Genomic DNA, 15,145 nt, shown 5'->3' on the forward strand with positions numbered 1-15,145 from the left:
ACGCCGGGGGGTTGCTGCACTAACGTCCCCTGCGAACCCCAGTCTACCCTGATCAACAGGTGCGAGGTAACTTCATGGATTATCACAGCCCCGCCAGCTTTGCCGAGGCGTCAGCTCTGGCTGCAAACGCAAAGGGCATCACACGGTTTCTGGCAGGCGGCACGGATGTTCTGGTGCAACTGCGCTCGGAACTGGTGACGCCCGATACGCTGATCGACATCAAGAAAATTGACGGCGTACGCGACATCACCCGCAATGCCGATGGCGGCTGGACGCTGGGTGTCGCTGCTACTGGCGCCGAGATGAGCGAACATCCCGATCTGGGCCGCGACTGGCCCGGTGTGGTCGAAGCGATGGACCTGATCGGCTCGACCCAGGTGCAGGGGCGGGCGACGCTGACCGGCAACCTGTGCAATGGCTCTCCGGCGGCGGATTCGGTGCCTGCAATGGTGGCGGCGGGTGTCACGGTCATCGTTACCGGTCCGGACGGGGACCGCGAGGTGGCCGTAGAGAACATCCCAACCGGACCCGGCAAGACGTCGCTGGCGAAGGGAGAGGTCATCTCGGCAGTCAACATCCCGGCGCGGGGTGAGAACGGCGGCGACGCCTATCTGCGGTTCATTCCACGGACCGAGATGGACATCGCCGTTGTCGGCGTTGGAGTGAACCTGCGTCTTGTGGGGGATACCATCGCCGAGGCCCGCGTCTCGCTGGGTGCTGTTGCCCCGACTGTTCTGCTGGTCGAAGACTGCGCCAAGGCGATCATCGGCAGCACGCTGGATGATGCTGCGCTGGACGCTTTGGCCGCTGCGGCGTCCGCTGCCTGCAACCCGATCGACGACAAACGCGGCACCATCGCATTCCGCACCGAGGTCGCTGGTGTTCTGGCTAAGCGCGCCGCGAAAATCGCCTATGCCCGTGCCAAGGGAGAACACGCATGAGCAAGTTCCACGTCTCCACCACCGTGAACGGTGACTCGGTTGAATACCTGTGTGACCCACGCGAAACCCTGCTGGACTGTCTGCGCGACAAGCTGAACCTGACCGGCGCGAAAGAGGGCTGCGGCACCGGCGATTGCGGTGCCTGTTCGGTGACCGTCGATGGCCGTCTGGTCTGTTCCTGCCTGATGCTGGGCGTTGAGGCCGACGGCAAGCAGATCGAAACCGTCGAAGGCATCGCTGATGGCGACGTTCTGCATCCGCTGCAGCAAAAGTTCATCGAACATGCCGCCCTTCAGTGCGGAATCTGCACCCCGGGCATTCTGGTGGCGGCCAAGTCGCTGTTGGAGAAAAACCCCAACCCGACCGAGGAGGAAACCCGGTACTGGCTGGCAGGAAACCTCTGCCGCTGCACCGGCTATGACAAGATCATTCGCGCCGTCATGGAAACGGCGGAAGAGCTGCGGGAGGCTTCGTAATGGCACTTGACGATCGCAAATCTGAGTTCACTTTCGTTGGCACCCGCCCGGATCGTCCGGATGGGTTGGACAAGGTCACGGGCCGCGCCAAATTCGGCGCCGATGCCTATGCGCCGGGGATGCTGCACGGGGCGATCCTGCGCTCGCCGCACGCCCATGCGCGGATCGTGAAAATCGACACCTCGAAGGCCGAAGCACATAAGGACGTCAAAGCCGTCGTGACGCGCGCGGACTTTGCCGATGTGCCGTTCAAGCCCGGTTTGGAAGGCGAGTTCTGGAACGTGCTGGAAAACGTCATGGCGGGGGAGAAGGTCTTGTATGACGGGCATGCGGTGGCTGCCGTTGCCGCCACCTCGGCGCTGGCAGCACGTGACGCGCTGAAACTGATCGAGGTCGAATACGAGGTTCTGCCCCACGTCACCGATGTGGACAAGGCGATGGCGCCGGACGCCCCCGTGATCCGCGAAGGTGCTGCGGATTATTCGGTGCCCGAGGGGATGCACCCGAACGTCGTGCGGTACCACGAAAGCGGTCACGGCGATGTTGAGGCAGGCTTTGCCGAGGCCGATCTGGTCATCGAAGACAGCTTTGCCACCGAGGCGACCCATCAGGGTTATATCGAACCGCACGCCTGTCTGGGGATGCTGGGCAATGACGGCAAGGGTGAGCTGTGGTGCACCACCCAAGGCCACTGGATCGCGCAGAAGACCTGCGCCGCTTTGCTGGGGATCGAAACCTCGCAACTGCGTGTCACCGCGTCCGAGATTGGCGGTGGGTTCGGCGGCAAGACAACCGTTTTCATCGAACCTGTGGCGCTGGCGCTCAGCCGCAAGGCCAATCGCCCGGTCAAACTCGTCATGTCCCGGTCCGAGGTGTTCCGGGCCACGGGGCCGACCGCCTCGGCGTCGATGGATATCAAGATCGGGATGAAGAAAGACGGTACCATTACCGCCGCACAGGGTGTCTTCCGCCTGCAGGGTGGGGCGTTTCCCGGTGCACCGGGTGATTTTACCGCCATGTGCGCCTTTGCGCCGTACAACGTGACCAACGTCAAGCAAATCGGCTATGACGTCATGGCCAACCGCCCGAAACAGGCCGCCTACCGCGCGCCGGGCGCTCCAATGGGTGCGTTCGCGGTCGAATCCGTGATTGACGAACTGTGCAAGAAGCTTGACCTCGATCCCATCGATGTCCGTCTGAAAAACGCCGCACACGAAGGCACCAAGGCCAGCTATGGCCCCCGGTACGAACGCATCGGTCTGGTCGAAACGCTTGAGGCTGCGAAGGCGCATCCGCATTACTCGGCCCCGCTGAAACCGGGGCAGGGGCGCGGGGTTTCCTGCGGGTTCTGGTTCAACCACGGCGGTGAGACCAGCGTTTCGCTGGCCCTGTCCGAGGATGGCTCGGCGCAGCTGATGGTCGGCACGCCGGATATTGGCGGCTCGCGGGCTTCGATGGCGCTGATGGCGGCCGAGGTTCTGGGTATTCCTTATGAGAACATCCGTGTCACCATCGCTGACACGGCAACGCTGGGCTATAACGACGTCAGCCACGGCTCGCGCGTGACCTACGCGTCGGGTCTGGCGACCATCAAGGCGGCAAAACACGCGGTCGAGAAACTGTGCGAACGCGCGGCGGCCAGTTGGGGCATTCCAACCGAGGCCGTGAAATGGGAAAACGGGTGTGCTGTGCCTTCGGGCCCAAATGCAGGTGACTTCGACCCGCGCCCGCTGGCAGACATTACCGCACATATGGGTTCAACCGGTGGTCCGATCTCGGGCCATTTCGAAGCCACCCCCGAAGGGGCAGGCGTGTCCTTTGGTACCCATATCGTCGATGCCGAGGTTGACCCGGAAACCGGTAAAACCAGCGTCACCCGTTACACGGTCATTCAGGACGCAGGCAAGGCGATCCACCCGACCTATGTGGAAGGCCAGTACCAGGGCGGCGCGGCGCAGGGCATCGGCTGGGCGCTGAATGAGGAGTATATCTATGGCGACGACGGCCGGTTGCAGAACTCGATTTTCCTCGATTACCGCATCCCGGTGGCCAGTGATCTGCCGATGATCGACACGGTGATTGTCGAAGTGCCCAATCCCGGCCATCCGTTCGGTGTGCGGGGCGTGGGTGAAACTGGGATTGTTCCGCCCCTGGCCGCCATCGCCAACGCGGTGTCCCACGCGGCGGGCGTTCGGATGAAGCAACTGCCGATGTCACCGCCGCGCATCCTTGCGGCGCTCAAGGACAATGGTTGAGGTCCACCTCTGGTCCGGCCTCCGGTCTCTGACCGGGGGCCTGCAGGTGGTGGAAGTTGAGGCCAAAACCACCGGCGAACTGTTGCGGGAACTGGTGCGGGTGCATCCGCAACTGCAGGGGCCGGTTGATGCGGGTGTGTCCATCGCCATCGACGGGCGCGTGATCGCCAGCGGGCTAACCGAACCGATTCCCGAGGGCAGCGAGGTCTACCTGATGCAGCGTTTGCGGGGCGGTTAAGCCTCGGGCGACCACGGTTCGCGGTCGACCAAGCGGTCGGCTTCGGCGGTGATATCGTTCATGTGCTGCTCAAGGCTTTGGCGCAGCTCTTCGATCTGTTTTTCCGAGGCCTTGCGCGGCACGGTTTCGGTCCATTCGCGGCACAGAAACACACCCTTGTTCCGCCAGGGTCGGGGCATCAGCAGGCGATCCCATGTGCCTGCCTCGCTGCCATGCTGCGCGGAAAAGGTGATCCCGAATATCCGTTTGCCCGAAGTGCGCGCCCAGACCAAAGGTACCGTCGACAGCACCCGTTCCGGTCCACGCGGGCCATCGGCGGCGATGCCGATGGAAATCCCTTGCTTCATCTTGCCCAGCACTTCGCGTGACACGGCAACGTTGCTTTTGTGTTTGCTGGCCATGGCAATCGTGTCCATGCCGAATAGCTTTTGCACGCGTCCGACCATACTGCCTGCCCGCGCAGAGGATGTGATCGAGCAAATACGCCCCTTGTCCAGCGGAAAGAAATAGGGCGATTGCGCCAGCCTTTGATGCCACAGCACCACGATGACCGGTTCACCTTGTTCGGCCAGTTGGTCCAGTTCCTCGTACCCGATGCGCTGCCAGCTTGTGTTGCGATTGACCATCCGGATATAACTCGCAATCCGTCGAGCGGCCCAGTTCAGAACGGCTTCGCTGTCGGCGATCTTTTTGCGGATACTCACGGTTGGGGTCCTTTGTGCTGACCAAATCGTGTCTTATAGAACTCAACGCCGCGCGCAACTTGTTTGTCAGGTGCATTAGTCGCGCGGAATCTGAAAAAGCCTCTTGAGTCCGTCGCGCGGCTGGCATATCTGAGGCGCACCTTAGGGGTATAGCTCAGTTGGTAGAGCGACGGTCTCCAAAACCGTAGGTCGCGGGTTCGAACCCTGCTGCCCCTGCCATTCCAAACAATCTTATGGACTTAGCTGCGCGCACAGGGGCAGTGGTTTTCCGTGCTGTGTGAACCGGTCCTGCTTTGATGCTGAAAAACGCCCAAACTCAGACAGCTTCAGCGCGCCGAGATCACCCTGCTTGTTCGTCAGGCCAGCAAGGCCTGGTCTCCGATGGTTGTACTATGCCGGGTCGGCATCGTTTTCGCGTCCCGGCCGTCGATCGTCAGGGCAAGGTCCTTGTAGAATGCCTTGCTGTCGAACCACCACCGATGGGATTTGGTCCTGTTGCGTTTTCCTTTGGGGACATCGCGCTTGTACTGATGGTCGCAAAAGAGGTCCCATTGCCCCTTTGAGGTCAGCTTGGGCATTCCCGCGCGACCGACACGAGGCCTTCCGCCATTCACGATGCCGCTGGAAAGTGCCAGAACCTTGTCCATGCCGCTGTAGTAATTGGTGAAGCGCTTGCTGCGTTTTTTCAGTACAAGATCCCCCCACGCCCCTTTTTCAAACCAGGCCGCCTCTACATCTCCCGAAACGAACATGACCTGATCCGCAGACCAGACCTTATTGCCCGGTCCCGCGGAATCACCGAAATCGGAAAAAGCCCGCAGCACGACTAAAGCGCCCATCGAGTGCGCAATAACGTGGACCTTGGGTCTGGGAGACATTCCCAACAGTTCCAATATACCGTCGCCAACGAAATGGGGGGCGACCGCCTTGGCATCGGCCCGGTCCCGGTCATAGGTGTGAAGTGATCCATCGCTGGGCCAGTCAAACGCGATGACCGCGCCTTTGTACCCGTTGGACCTGACGCCGGATTCTATTTTCTCCAAACGATCCAGCATGTCCTTCTGGCTTGTGTTGAAGCCGTGAACATAGATCAAGACGGATGTGTCTCCGCCCTGCTGGCGCACAAGGTCCAGCCATTTCGCCTTTTTGACTATGCTGCCCTTGCGAATGCTGCCATCCGCGTTCTTCTTAGTAATATTGACATATCTCGTTTTAGCCGCTGGCTTCAGAGTGAACTTTTTCTTCTTGGAATTGTATGTGCGGCGAGAAAAAAACAGTGCCATGTCATGAACTCCATTTTGTTTAATGCCTGAATTCTGGCACGAACTGCTGTTTCTGCAAAATTCCCGACCTTGTAGGTCGCCGTTGGGAAAGCCACCAAGCACCGCGCCGCAGGTTACTATTTCGGTGGGCGCGATCCGGCCAATCCCGGTTTCCTCTGTCACCGGAATGGCATAAGGTCCCGTCCATTACGAACACGCGGATGGGGATACATGTCGCGCTTTGATGGATACTTCCTGCGGCAATTGCTGATTCTGTTCGGCTTTTTCACGCTGGTTCTGGTCGGCGTGTTCTGGATCACCCGATCTGTCAGCCTGTTTGACCGCGTGATCAGCGGCGGCCAATCGGCGATGGTCTTTCTGGAATTCACCGCCTTGACCCTGCCCACGCTGATCCGGACGGTGATGCCGATGGCGGTGTTCGCCGCTGCCGTCTATGCCACCAACCGCCTCAGTCGCGAAAGCGAGATGACGGTGATGTTGGCCACCGGTTCAAGCCCATGGCGTCTGGCGCGGGCCGTCGTTCTGTTCGGTCTGGTGGCCGGGTTGATGATGGCCGTCATCAGCGTCTTTCTGCGCCCGGCCTCGGTCGAGCAGCTTGAGCAGCGCCAGGCCGAGGTTGCCGGTGACGTCACAGCGCAATTGCTGAACGAGGGCGAATTTCTGCACCCCACCTACGGCGTCACGGTCTATATCGGCGAGATTGATCTGGATGGCACCCTGTCCGAAGTCTTTGTCTCGGACCGGCGCGATCCGGTGAACCCGGTCAGCTATTCGTCAAAGACGGCCTATCTGGTCAACAATGACACCGGTATCCACCTTGTCATGCTGGACGGGATTGCGCTGCGTCTGGATCAGCAGGGCCTGACCTTGTCCTCGACGCTGTTCGAGGACGCCTCGTATGACATTTCCCAGCTGACCAACACCAACAATATGGCCAAGCGCAGCCTTGAGGCCATTCCAACGATCGAGCTTATGCGGGACCGCGATGCGATCAGCGCCTCGGAAGAGTTCACCAAAGGCGAGCTGATCGACGAGCTTCACCAGCGGTTCTCCTGGATTGCCATTTGCGTCGCCGTTGCCATGGCCGGATATGCGACCCTGATGCTGGGAAGCTTCTCACGCTTTGGTCTGTGGCCCCAGATTCTGGGCGCCTTTACCATTCTGGTTCTGCTTGAGGGCGTGCGCGGCTTTGTTTCGCCTGTTGTGATCGAAGATCCGAACATGTGGGGTTTGCTGTACCTTCCGGCCATCATAGGCATCGCCATTTCGTGCCTGTTCCTGCTGATCGCCGGGCGGCCATTGGTGCGTAGGCGGTACAGGGAAGCGCCGGGTGCGCTGACGCGGGCTTAGACCGCCGCGCGCAGGTCGGTCAGACAGGTCAGGATGCCCGCGCTGGTGGCGCTGCCACGGCGGGTCACCAGATACAGGGGCAGCATCAGGTCGATGGCTCCGGCCACCGGGGTCAACTCACCTGCGGACAGGTGATCCCGTATGACATATTCCGGGAAATACCCCGTCCCGCCCCGCCGCAGAACATAGCGCAGGGCCATCAGGCAATTGCCCAGAAACAGAGTCTGACCCGCCGCCTGTCGCGCCGCCGAGCGCACGTGATCCTGATACACCTCGCCCAGTTCGAGATTGACGAAGACTGGGTCGCCCGTGCTCGGCTTCTCAACCAGCATCAGGCGTTCGGGGTTCAACTCGTGCGCCTGAATGCGCGGGGCGGTGGGCTGTTCATGCGTCAGTGCCGCGTCCAGAACCTGAGTGGCGACCGCGTCAACCATGTTCAGGTCATGGTCATAGTTCAGCGTCAGCAGAAGTGGCCCAAGGCTCTTTTCGAACCGCACGGCCAGATCTACCAGCAACGGGTCCCAGATGCTCAGCTGTGCACCAAGACGCAGCGCGACCCGGTTCAGCGTTTGCGCGGGCAGATCATGCGAGGCAAAGGACCACAGCGACAGCATTTGTTCCGCATAGGGCCGGAATTGCCGCCCGAAATCGGTCAGGCTGGTCCCCCCGGCGCCGCGCGTGAACAGCGGCTTGCCGGTTTCCTCTTCGATCAGGCGGATACGGGCGCTGACGGCCGTCTGGGTCACGTTCAGCTTGCGGGCCGCGGCGTGAAAGCCACCGGTTTCGGCCACGCACAGAAAGGTCTCGATTGCCTTGAGTTGCATTCTGAAAGTATTTTTTCATCGCAATGATAAAATCAATTCATTTTTTTGAGTATTCGATCCGGGCTAATCTGACGCCAACAGATCAGCCAAAGGACTGCGCCATGCTGGACAAAAGCCACAAACCCACCTGGACCAGTTTTGAAGAGGCCACCAAGGCCGACTGGGACGCTGTCATGCAATATGAAGAGGCGTATAACGCCGCTCTGCCGGACCGGATTCTGGACGCAATCCGCTCGTTAGACGAGGACTGGACGCCATATCCGGTCAACCGCTACCAGCACAGCCTTCAGGCCGCGACCCGCGCCTATGAGGATGGCGCGGATGAGGAACTGGTGGTGGCCGCGCTGATCCATGACACCGGCGATATCCTGTCGCCCTACAACCATGGTGAGCTGTCAGCGGCAATGATGAAGCCCTATGTCAGCGAGAAAACTTATTGGATTCTCAAGCATCACTGCGTGTTTCAGGGCTATTACTACAATCACCATCTGGGCGGGGACCGAAACGCGCGCGACAAGTACCGCGACAGCCCGCATTGGGAGGACTGCCGCCATTTCTGCCATGAATATGATCAGAAGGCGTTTGATCCCAATTATCCGACCAAACCGCTGGAATTTTTTGAACCTATGCTGCGCCGCATCCTGAACAAGGGCGAAGGGCATATGGAACTGAACGAAACGTCAGAAAGTTAACAGGCGGCCATCAGACGATAGACGATCTGAGCTGCGGTAAAGTCCCAGGCGGCATTGCCGTCCGGGGCCAGCTCGACCACGTCGAAGCCGACGCATTTGCGGCCCTTCAGGGCGTGTTCGACCAGCCGCAGCGCCTGATAGTACCCCAGCCCACCGGGGACCGGCGTGCCGGTGGCGGGCATTTGGGACGGGTCCAGACCGTCGACGTCAAAGCTGACATAGACCAGCTCGGGGAAATTCTCGGGCAGGTCGACGGCGTGAACGTTGCCGGTGACCAGTTCCTCGGCATCCACATGGAACACGTGGTTCTTCAGGCGGCTTTTGGCCTCTTCGGTGGAAAGGGCGCGGACGCCGAATTGTGCCAGGCGAACACCTTCCTCGGCCAGCAGGTGCATGACCGAAGCGTGCGAGTGTTTTTCACCCTGATAGGCATCGCGCAGGTCAGCGTGCGCGTCGATCTGGACGATGCCAATCGGCTGACCTAAGGCACGCGCAACGCCCATGACCGCGCCGTAGCTGAGCGAGTGTTCTCCGCCCAAAGTGACCGGCACTTTGCCCGCGCGGATGGCGGCCTCGGTGCGTTGGGCAAGGCGTTCCATGATCTCGGACAGCGATGCGTCGCAATCCACGGGCTCTTCGGTGAAGATGCCTTCGACGCAAGGCTCGGCATGGCCAGTGATGCGTTCCAGTTCGTTGCTGGCCTCGATGATGGCTTCGGGGCCTTTGGCGGTGCCCGAGCCATAGGACACGGTGCGCTCCAACGGCACTGGGATCACGCGGAACCGGGCGTCCTTGGTGCGCTCAGCAGCGGTCAGTTCACTGTCGAGGAAAATGCTCATGAGAGTCTGTCCTTAAAGTCGTCATAGCCGAATTGTTTGATGATTTTCAGCTCGTCCGTTTCGCTGTTCCACAGGGCGATGGTGGGCAGGGGAACGCCGTTGAATGTGTTGGTCTTGACCATGGAATAATGCGCCTGATCGAGGAAGGCGAACCGCTGGCCGATCTCCAGCGGCTTGTCCCACGTATAGTCGCCGATCACATCACCCGCCAGACAGGACGGGCCGCCCAAACGGTAGGTGTGGCCTGACGTGGCCTCGTCCATCAGAGCGGGGCGATAGGGGGCTTCGATCACGTCGGGCATGTGGCAGGTGGCCGAGATATCGGTGATCGCAAGGTTCATGCCATTGGTCGGCAGGTCGAGGATTTCTCCGACCAGAATGCCTGCGTCCAATGCGACCGCCTCGCCGGGTTCAAGGTAGACGTCGATGCCGAATGTTTCGCGGATGGATTTGATGAAGGTCACAAGACCCTCGCGGTCGTAGTCGTCGCGGGTGATGTGGTGACCGCCGCCGAAATTCAGCCATTTGAGCTGGCCCATGAAAGGCAGGAGTTTTGGTTCAACAGCTTCCCACGTGCGCTGCAGCGGCTCGAACCCCTGTTCGCAGAGCGTGTGCATGTGCAGGCCGTCTACTCCGGTCAGGGTCTCGGTGGTCAGTTGACTGACCGGGGTGCCAAGCCGTGAGCAAGGCGCACAGGGGTCGTATTTGGGGACCTCGCCCTCGGAATGTTCCGGGTTGATCCGCAGGCCGACCTGAACACCAGCTGCTTGGACTTTCGCGAGGAAGCGGTCCTTCTGGGCGGGCGAGTTAAAAATGATGTGGTCGGACAGCGACAGGATTTCGTCGATGTCAGCGTCCTTGTAGCCTGCGCAGAAGGTGGCGACTTCGCCGCCGTATTCTTCGCGGCCCAGACGCGCCTCGTAAATGCCGCTGGCGCAGGTGCCGCCGAGGTGCTGCCGCACCAGCGGGGCAAGTGAGAACATGGAGAACGCCTTGAGCGCGCTCAGCACATGTGCGCCGGAGCGGGTTCCGATTTCGGAGAGGATGGTCAGGTTCCGTTCCACGGCCTTTTCGTCGACCACAAAGCACGGCGTGGGCACACGGCTGAGGTCGAAATCGCGGAAGGCTCCAGCGTCACCGGCTTGGGTGGTCATCATGTCGGACATGTCCGGCGTCTCCGATTGGTGGAGAGGCCGGGGGCGCTGCCCCCGGACCCCCGGAGTATTTAGGAAAAGATGAAGATCAGAAGCTCACTGGCCCATCGAGTTCGTGGACCTGCCATGGCAGGCCGTGTTCGTTCAGCATATCCATGAAGTCATCGGGGTCGAGCTGTTCCATGTTCCACACGCCCGGCTGGGTCCAGTTGCCTTTCAGCACCTGTGCCGCGCCGATCATGGCCGGAACGCCTGTGGTGTAACTCACGGCCTGGCTGCCGACCTCGGCATAGCATTCTTCGTGGTCGCAGATGTTGTAGATGTAATAGGTCTTCTCGCCCGAGCCGTCTTTGACCTGACCCGTGGCGATGTCGCCGATGCAGGCCTTGCCCTTGGTTTCCGCGCCCAGATCGCCGGGGTCGGGCAGCAGGGTTTTCAGGAACTGGATCGGGATGATCTCCTTGCCGTCATGCATCACCGGGTCGATGCGGGTCATGCCGACATTTTCCAGCACCTTGGCGTGGGTGATGTAGGCGTCTCCGAAGGTCATCCAGAAACGGGCGCGCTCGATCTCGGGGAAGTGGGTGCTGAGCGACTCAAGTTCCTCGTGATACATCAGGTACATGTTCTTGGGGCCGATGGCGGGGAAGTCGAATTCGACCTTGTGGGTCATGGCGGGAGAGTGTTTCCACTCGCCACCTTCCCAATGGCGGACTTCGGCCAGCACTTCGCGGAGGTTGATTTCCGGGTTGAAGTTGGTCGCGAACTCCTGATCGTTGCTGCCGCCATTTGCGTCCAAAACGTCGATCTGGCGGATGGTATCCAACTTGTGCTTTTTCAGCCATTTGGCGAAGACGCTGGTCACCCCCGGATCGAAGCCCGAGCCGAGGATAGCGGTCAGGCCGGCCTCTTTGAACCGTTCCTGATAGGCCCATTGCCAGTGGTATTCGAACTTGGCCTCGTCCTCGGGCTCGTAATTCGCGGTGTCAAGATAGTTGATGCCGGCCTCGAGGCACGCATCCATCAGCACCAGATCCTGATAGGGCAGGGCGAGGTTGACGAGAATCTCGGCGCCGGTTTCCTTGATCAGCTTGACCGTGTCTTCGACCTTGTAGGCGTCGAGTTCGGCGGTTTTTATATCAACGCCGACGCGGTCCTTGACCGCCGCAGCGATGGCGTCGCATTTCGATTTCGTGCGGCTGGCCAGCGTGATCTCGGTGAAAATATCCGAATTCATCGCCATCTTGTGCACGGCTGCGTGGGATACGCCGCCTGCGCCGACAACCAGTGTTTTGCCCATGGTGTGTCTCCTTTTTATTCGTAATAGGTGTAGCCGTTGATCGAGTCGCGATAGGCGCTCATCAGGGTTTTGCGGTCTTTGGCTTTCAGAGTACCGGTCGAGATCGCCTCGTCCACCATTTTGCGGAAGGCGGCGACGCAGTCCTGCGGGTCGAACTCGACATAGGACAGGACCTGGCTGATCGTGTCGCCCTCTTGTTCGTGCAGCAGGTCAAAGCCGCCATCGGCGCGCAGATCGATGGTGACGACATTGGTGTCGCCGAACAGGTTGTGCAAATCGCCCAGAGTTTCCTGATAGGCGCCGACGAAGAAGACACCCATATAGTATTCGTCATCTTCGGGTAGGGAATGCACCGGCAGGCTGGGTGAGACGCCATCGGCCAGGATGAAGCGGTCGATCTTGCCGTCGCTGTCGCAGGTGATGTCGGACAGAACCGCGCGGCGGTCCGGTGTCTGGTTCAGGTTCTGCAGCGGCACGATCGGGTGCAGTTGGTCGATGGCCCAGACATCGGGAAGGGATTGGAACAGCGAAAAGTTGCAGTGATATATATCGGCCACTTTCTCAAGCTGGTCATCGACGTCGGTTTCCAGTTCGTCGCTGGCCGCCAAGGCTTTGATCCGGGCCATCAGTGACAGGTAAACCCGTTCACCCCGGGCCATCTGGCGCAGGTCGACATAGCCGCGGCGGAACAGGGCGCGCAGCTCGTTGCGATAGAAATTGGCATCGTTCCAGCATTCCTGCAGACGGTCGCTGGACAGGTATCCCTGTACCGCCGCCAAATCCGAAAGGATATGGTGATCATCAGTTTCGACCGCCGGGGCAGTTGCCGCGTCATAGAGCGTGCTTTCCAGCACGTTGAACACCAGCATGGACGACGTAGCCACCACGGCGCGCCCACTTTCAGTAACCAGTGTCGGGTGCGCGACTTCGGCTTCGTCCATCGCGTAGGCCACGGTTTCGACCACGTTGGCGCAGTATTCCTCGACCGTGTAGTTGATCGAGTTCTCGGCGGCTTTTTTCTCGCCGGTATAGTCCACACCCATGCCTCCGCCGAGGTCCAGATGGGTCAGCGGCACGCCCTCGCGCGTCAGTTCGGTGTAATACCGGCAGGCCTCGCCCACGGCACGGCGCACATCGTTGACGTCTTGCACCTGCGAGCCCAGATGCGAATGCTGCAGTTTGAGGCAATGCAGCAAGCCCGCGTCTTTCAGCTTGTCCACCGTCGCGACCAACTGGTCGGTGTTCATGCCAAAGGCGGACCGGTCGCCCGAGCTTTCCTCCCATTTGCCGCTGATCTGGTTGGTCAGTTTGACCCGCACGCCGATCAGGGGTTCGATGCCCAGCTGGTTATAGACCTCGATCACCGTGTCGGCCTCTTTCGGGCTTTCCAGAACGATGACCGTATTGAAACCGATCTTGCGGGAAAGGATCGCCAACTGAATGAATTCGGCATCTTTGACGCCGTTGCAGACGATCAGGGCCTGGCGCGACAGACGGTGGGCGAGGGCGATCACCAATTCCGGTTTGGACCCTGCCTCCAGCCCGTATTGGTATTTCTTACCAAACTCGACGATGCGGTCGACCACCTGCGCCTGCTGGTTCACCTTGATCGGGAACACGCCGCGATACTGGCCCTTAAAGCCGACGCGGGCGATGGCATCGTGAAAGCTCTGGTTCAGATGCGCGATCTCATGCTCTAGATAAGAGCTTACGCGCAACAGCATCGGCGCCTTGATGCCCCGGTCGTCCAGATCGTGCAGAATGCCGGGCAGGCTGATCGCATCGGCCTCGGGGGCCAAAGGATTGCGCAGACCGATCTCGCCATCCCCTGTCACCTCAATGAGGCCTTTGCCCCATTTTTCAACCCCGTAGATGGAATGCGGTGCGTCGGGCGTCTGTTTCAATCAAGTCGGTCCTTAACGTAGGGGTGCCAGTTTAGCGCCCGCCAATACGGCAGCAGATTGATTCGTCCAAGTGTAATCTATGTGACTGGATTTGCCGAATTCACGCGACCGGGCGAATTGGGATCAGGTGATTGTCCCATTGGCAGTCCGGTCGCGCGGAAATCTGGACCTCGGCGGTCAATTCGCCGACGATTCCGGTGCCGGTGGTAAAGACGAAACCGTTGGGTCCGGGACCCAAGCCGCAGACGTCTTCCAGCGGGAATGCACCGGCAAGCTGGCCGCTTTTCACGGTGAACCGGTGCAGGGCATTGCCACGGGGGCAGGTGATGGCAACGGTTTCGCCCGCGCCTGAAAAGGCGATGCTGCCAGCATAACCTTGCAGAGCGCTTTGGTCCGCGTCGAGGGCCGACAGCAGGCGCGGTGCCTCGCCGCGACGGTGCAGACCCAGTAGCGGCGGATGTTGCGCCTTGTCTCCCTGCCATTGCATAGCAAACGCTACCAGCCCGTCCCGGCGCACTGCCAGGTGTCGGATCGAGTTCTTGTGTAGGGCCTGCGGCAGTTCCACCTGTTCCAGAACCGCCCCGTTCAGGTCCAGATAGGACAGGCGCGGTTTCATGGTCGGCAGGTTCAGTTTTGTACGCCCCATGTCGGGGTGGGTTTCGATGCCGCCATTGGCGATGACCAGAGTCTGACCATCGGGCATCAGCCGCATGTCATGGGGACCAATGCCGCCTGATGGAAACTCGCCCAAGCGTCTGTAGTCAGCGGCGTTCCAGATGCCGATCACGCCCTCGCCGGCTTCATAGTCGTTCTCGGTGGTGAAGAGCCGGGTGCCATCGGGTGAGAAAACACCATGACCAAAGAAATGACGGCCTTGGGGGGCGCTTAGCTGGGTGAGCTCGGTGCCTGTGGCGCAATCAATGACCAGTGCGAAAGTGCCGGGGCGGCGCGCGAAGGCTACCGCTTGCGCGCGAACGGGGTGGGCCGCAGCCGCATGGCCGCGCGCGGGCAGGGGGAGTGAGAACAGGATATCGCCGCCCGTACCCAGCCCGGCCAGACGGTAGCTGCCATCGGGAAATAACGCCGCTGCCAGATAGTCCGGCGCGCCGACCGAGGCCCAGCCGCGTAGGGGCGCTAGGCTGCTTGCGGCCAATCCGGCCAGAAAATGACGGCGGTTTGGCATGG

14 protein-coding genes and 1 tRNA gene are annotated in these 15,145 nt (G+C 60.5%); 7 read left to right on the forward strand and 8 right to left on the reverse strand.

The window, feature by feature from the left end; translation table 11 throughout:
• Positions 1-74: 74 nt before the first annotated feature.
• Genes ACOQFT_RS14505 through ACOQFT_RS14520 form a run of 4 tightly spaced genes read left to right on the forward strand, consistent with a single transcriptional unit; the run spans position 75 to position 3,910 of the window.
• Positions 75-941 (forward strand): FAD binding domain-containing protein, encoded by an 867-nt coding sequence (locus tag ACOQFT_RS14505; protein ID WP_421598602.1) that lies wholly within the window; start codon positions 75-77, stop codon positions 939-941.
• Entirely contained in the window at positions 938-1,417 is a 480-nt protein-coding gene (locus ACOQFT_RS14510) for a (2Fe-2S)-binding protein (RefSeq protein WP_421598603.1), read from the forward strand. The genes ACOQFT_RS14505 and ACOQFT_RS14510 overlap by 4 nt, the downstream gene beginning before the upstream one ends.
• Positions 1,417-3,672 carry a xanthine dehydrogenase family protein molybdopterin-binding subunit gene (locus ACOQFT_RS14515; RefSeq protein ID WP_421598604.1) on the forward strand — a complete coding sequence of 752 codons (2,256 nt, stop codon included), beginning with the start codon at positions 1,417-1,419 and terminating at the stop codon, positions 3,670-3,672. The genes ACOQFT_RS14510 and ACOQFT_RS14515 overlap by 1 nt, the downstream gene beginning before the upstream one ends.
• On the forward strand, positions 3,665-3,910 hold the full coding sequence (locus tag ACOQFT_RS14520; RefSeq protein WP_421598606.1) for a MoaD/ThiS family protein: 246 nt from the start codon (positions 3,665-3,667) through the stop codon (positions 3,908-3,910). Before ACOQFT_RS14515 ends, ACOQFT_RS14520 begins: the two co-directional genes overlap by 8 nt.
• Here the strand turns inward: ACOQFT_RS14520 and ACOQFT_RS14525 are convergent.
• On the reverse strand, positions 3,907-4,614 hold the full coding sequence (locus ACOQFT_RS14525) for a lysophospholipid acyltransferase family protein (protein WP_421598607.1): 708 nt from the start codon (positions 4,612-4,614) through the stop codon (positions 3,907-3,909). The genes ACOQFT_RS14520 and ACOQFT_RS14525 overlap by 4 nt on opposite strands.
• Positions 4,615-4,757: 143 nt before the next feature.
• Here ACOQFT_RS14525 and ACOQFT_RS14530 point away from each other — a divergent pair.
• Positions 4,758-4,833: transfer RNA gene (locus ACOQFT_RS14530), tRNA-Trp, on the forward strand.
• A gap of 137 nt (positions 4,834-4,970) precedes the next feature.
• Here ACOQFT_RS14530 and ACOQFT_RS14535 read toward each other — a convergent pair.
• On the reverse strand, positions 4,971-6,059 hold the full coding sequence (locus tag ACOQFT_RS14535) for an alpha/beta hydrolase (protein WP_421598608.1): 1,089 nt from the start codon (positions 6,057-6,059) through the stop codon (positions 4,971-4,973).
• A gap of 48 nt (positions 6,060-6,107) precedes the next feature.
• Here ACOQFT_RS14535 and lptF point away from each other — a divergent pair, with 48 nt between their 5' ends.
• Positions 6,108-7,247, forward strand: coding sequence for an LPS export ABC transporter permease LptF (gene lptF / locus ACOQFT_RS14540; protein ID WP_421598609.1), 1,140 nt, complete (start codon positions 6,108-6,110; stop codon positions 7,245-7,247).
• On the opposite strand, the gene ACOQFT_RS14545 is transcribed toward lptF, so the two are convergent.
• Positions 7,244-8,071: a LysR family transcriptional regulator gene (locus tag ACOQFT_RS14545; protein WP_421598610.1), complete on the reverse strand. Its 828-nt coding sequence runs from the start codon at positions 8,069-8,071 to the stop codon at positions 7,244-7,246. The two genes, lptF and ACOQFT_RS14545, sit on opposite strands and share 4 nt — an antisense overlap.
• A gap of 101 nt (positions 8,072-8,172) precedes the next feature.
• On the opposite strand from ACOQFT_RS14545, the gene ACOQFT_RS14550 reads away from it, so the two are divergent.
• Positions 8,173-8,763 carry an HD domain-containing protein gene (locus ACOQFT_RS14550; protein WP_421598611.1) on the forward strand — a complete coding sequence of 197 codons (591 nt, stop codon included), beginning with the start codon at positions 8,173-8,175 and terminating at the stop codon, positions 8,761-8,763.
• Here the strand turns inward: ACOQFT_RS14550 and speB are convergent.
• From speB to ACOQFT_RS14575, 5 genes are all read right to left on the reverse strand, one after another.
• Positions 8,760-9,602 carry an agmatinase gene (gene speB / locus ACOQFT_RS14555; protein ID WP_421598612.1) on the reverse strand — a complete coding sequence of 281 codons (843 nt, stop codon included), beginning with the start codon at positions 9,600-9,602 and terminating at the stop codon, positions 8,760-8,762. The genes ACOQFT_RS14550 and speB overlap by 4 nt on opposite strands.
• On the reverse strand, positions 9,599-10,768 hold the full coding sequence (gene nspC / locus ACOQFT_RS14560; protein ID WP_421598613.1) for a carboxynorspermidine decarboxylase: 1,170 nt from the start codon (positions 10,766-10,768) through the stop codon (positions 9,599-9,601). The genes speB and nspC overlap by 4 nt, the downstream gene beginning before the upstream one ends.
• A gap of 76 nt (positions 10,769-10,844) precedes the next feature.
• Positions 10,845-12,056, reverse strand: a complete 1,212-nt coding sequence (locus tag ACOQFT_RS14565; protein WP_421598614.1) for a saccharopine dehydrogenase family protein — start codon at positions 12,054-12,056, stop codon at positions 10,845-10,847.
• Between the two features lie 14 nt (positions 12,057-12,070).
• Positions 12,071-13,960, reverse strand: a complete 1,890-nt coding sequence (gene speA, locus ACOQFT_RS14570; RefSeq protein WP_421598615.1) for a biosynthetic arginine decarboxylase — start codon at positions 13,958-13,960, stop codon at positions 12,071-12,073.
• A 100-nt stretch (positions 13,961-14,060) separates the two neighbouring features.
• Positions 14,061-15,143, reverse strand: coding sequence for a DUF1513 domain-containing protein (locus ACOQFT_RS14575; RefSeq protein WP_421598616.1), 1,083 nt, complete (start codon positions 15,141-15,143; stop codon positions 14,061-14,063).
• Between the last annotated feature and the right edge of the window lie 2 nt (positions 15,144-15,145).

This window comes from Ruegeria sp. MALMAid1280, from assembly GCF_049195285.1.
Taxonomy (GTDB): domain Bacteria; phylum Pseudomonadota; class Alphaproteobacteria; order Rhodobacterales; family Rhodobacteraceae; genus Ruegeria.

What these genes read in the sequence shown, in the direction of transcription:
- ACOQFT_RS14505 (WP_421598602.1), top strand. Translation starts at nt 75, where the DNA reads ATGGATTATCACAGCCCCGCCAGCTTTGCCGAGGCGTCAGCTCTGGCT.
- ACOQFT_RS14510 (WP_421598603.1), top strand. Translation starts at nt 938, where the DNA reads ATGAGCAAGTTCCACGTCTCCACCACCGTGAACGGTGACTCGGTTGAA.
- ACOQFT_RS14515 (WP_421598604.1), top strand. Translation starts at nt 1,417, where the DNA reads ATGGCACTTGACGATCGCAAATCTGAGTTCACTTTCGTTGGCACCCGC.
- ACOQFT_RS14520 (WP_421598606.1), top strand. Translation starts at nt 3,665, where the DNA reads ATGGTTGAGGTCCACCTCTGGTCCGGCCTCCGGTCTCTGACCGGGGGC.
- lptF (WP_421598609.1), top strand. Translation starts at nt 6,108, where the DNA reads ATGTCGCGCTTTGATGGATACTTCCTGCGGCAATTGCTGATTCTGTTC.
- ACOQFT_RS14545 (WP_421598610.1), bottom strand. Translation starts at nt 8,071, where the DNA reads ATGCAACTCAAGGCAATCGAGACCTTTCTGTGCGTGGCCGAAACCGGT.
- ACOQFT_RS14550 (WP_421598611.1), top strand. Translation starts at nt 8,173, where the DNA reads ATGCTGGACAAAAGCCACAAACCCACCTGGACCAGTTTTGAAGAGGCC.
- speB (WP_421598612.1), bottom strand. Translation starts at nt 9,602, where the DNA reads ATGAGCATTTTCCTCGACAGTGAACTGACCGCTGCTGAGCGCACCAAG.
- nspC (WP_421598613.1), bottom strand. Translation starts at nt 10,768, where the DNA reads ATGTCCGACATGATGACCACCCAAGCCGGTGACGCTGGAGCCTTCCGC.
- ACOQFT_RS14565 (WP_421598614.1), bottom strand. Translation starts at nt 12,056, where the DNA reads ATGGGCAAAACACTGGTTGTCGGCGCAGGCGGCGTATCCCACGCAGCC.
- ACOQFT_RS14575 (WP_421598616.1), bottom strand. Translation starts at nt 15,143, where the DNA reads ATGCCAAACCGCCGTCATTTTCTGGCCGGATTGGCCGCAAGCAGCCTA.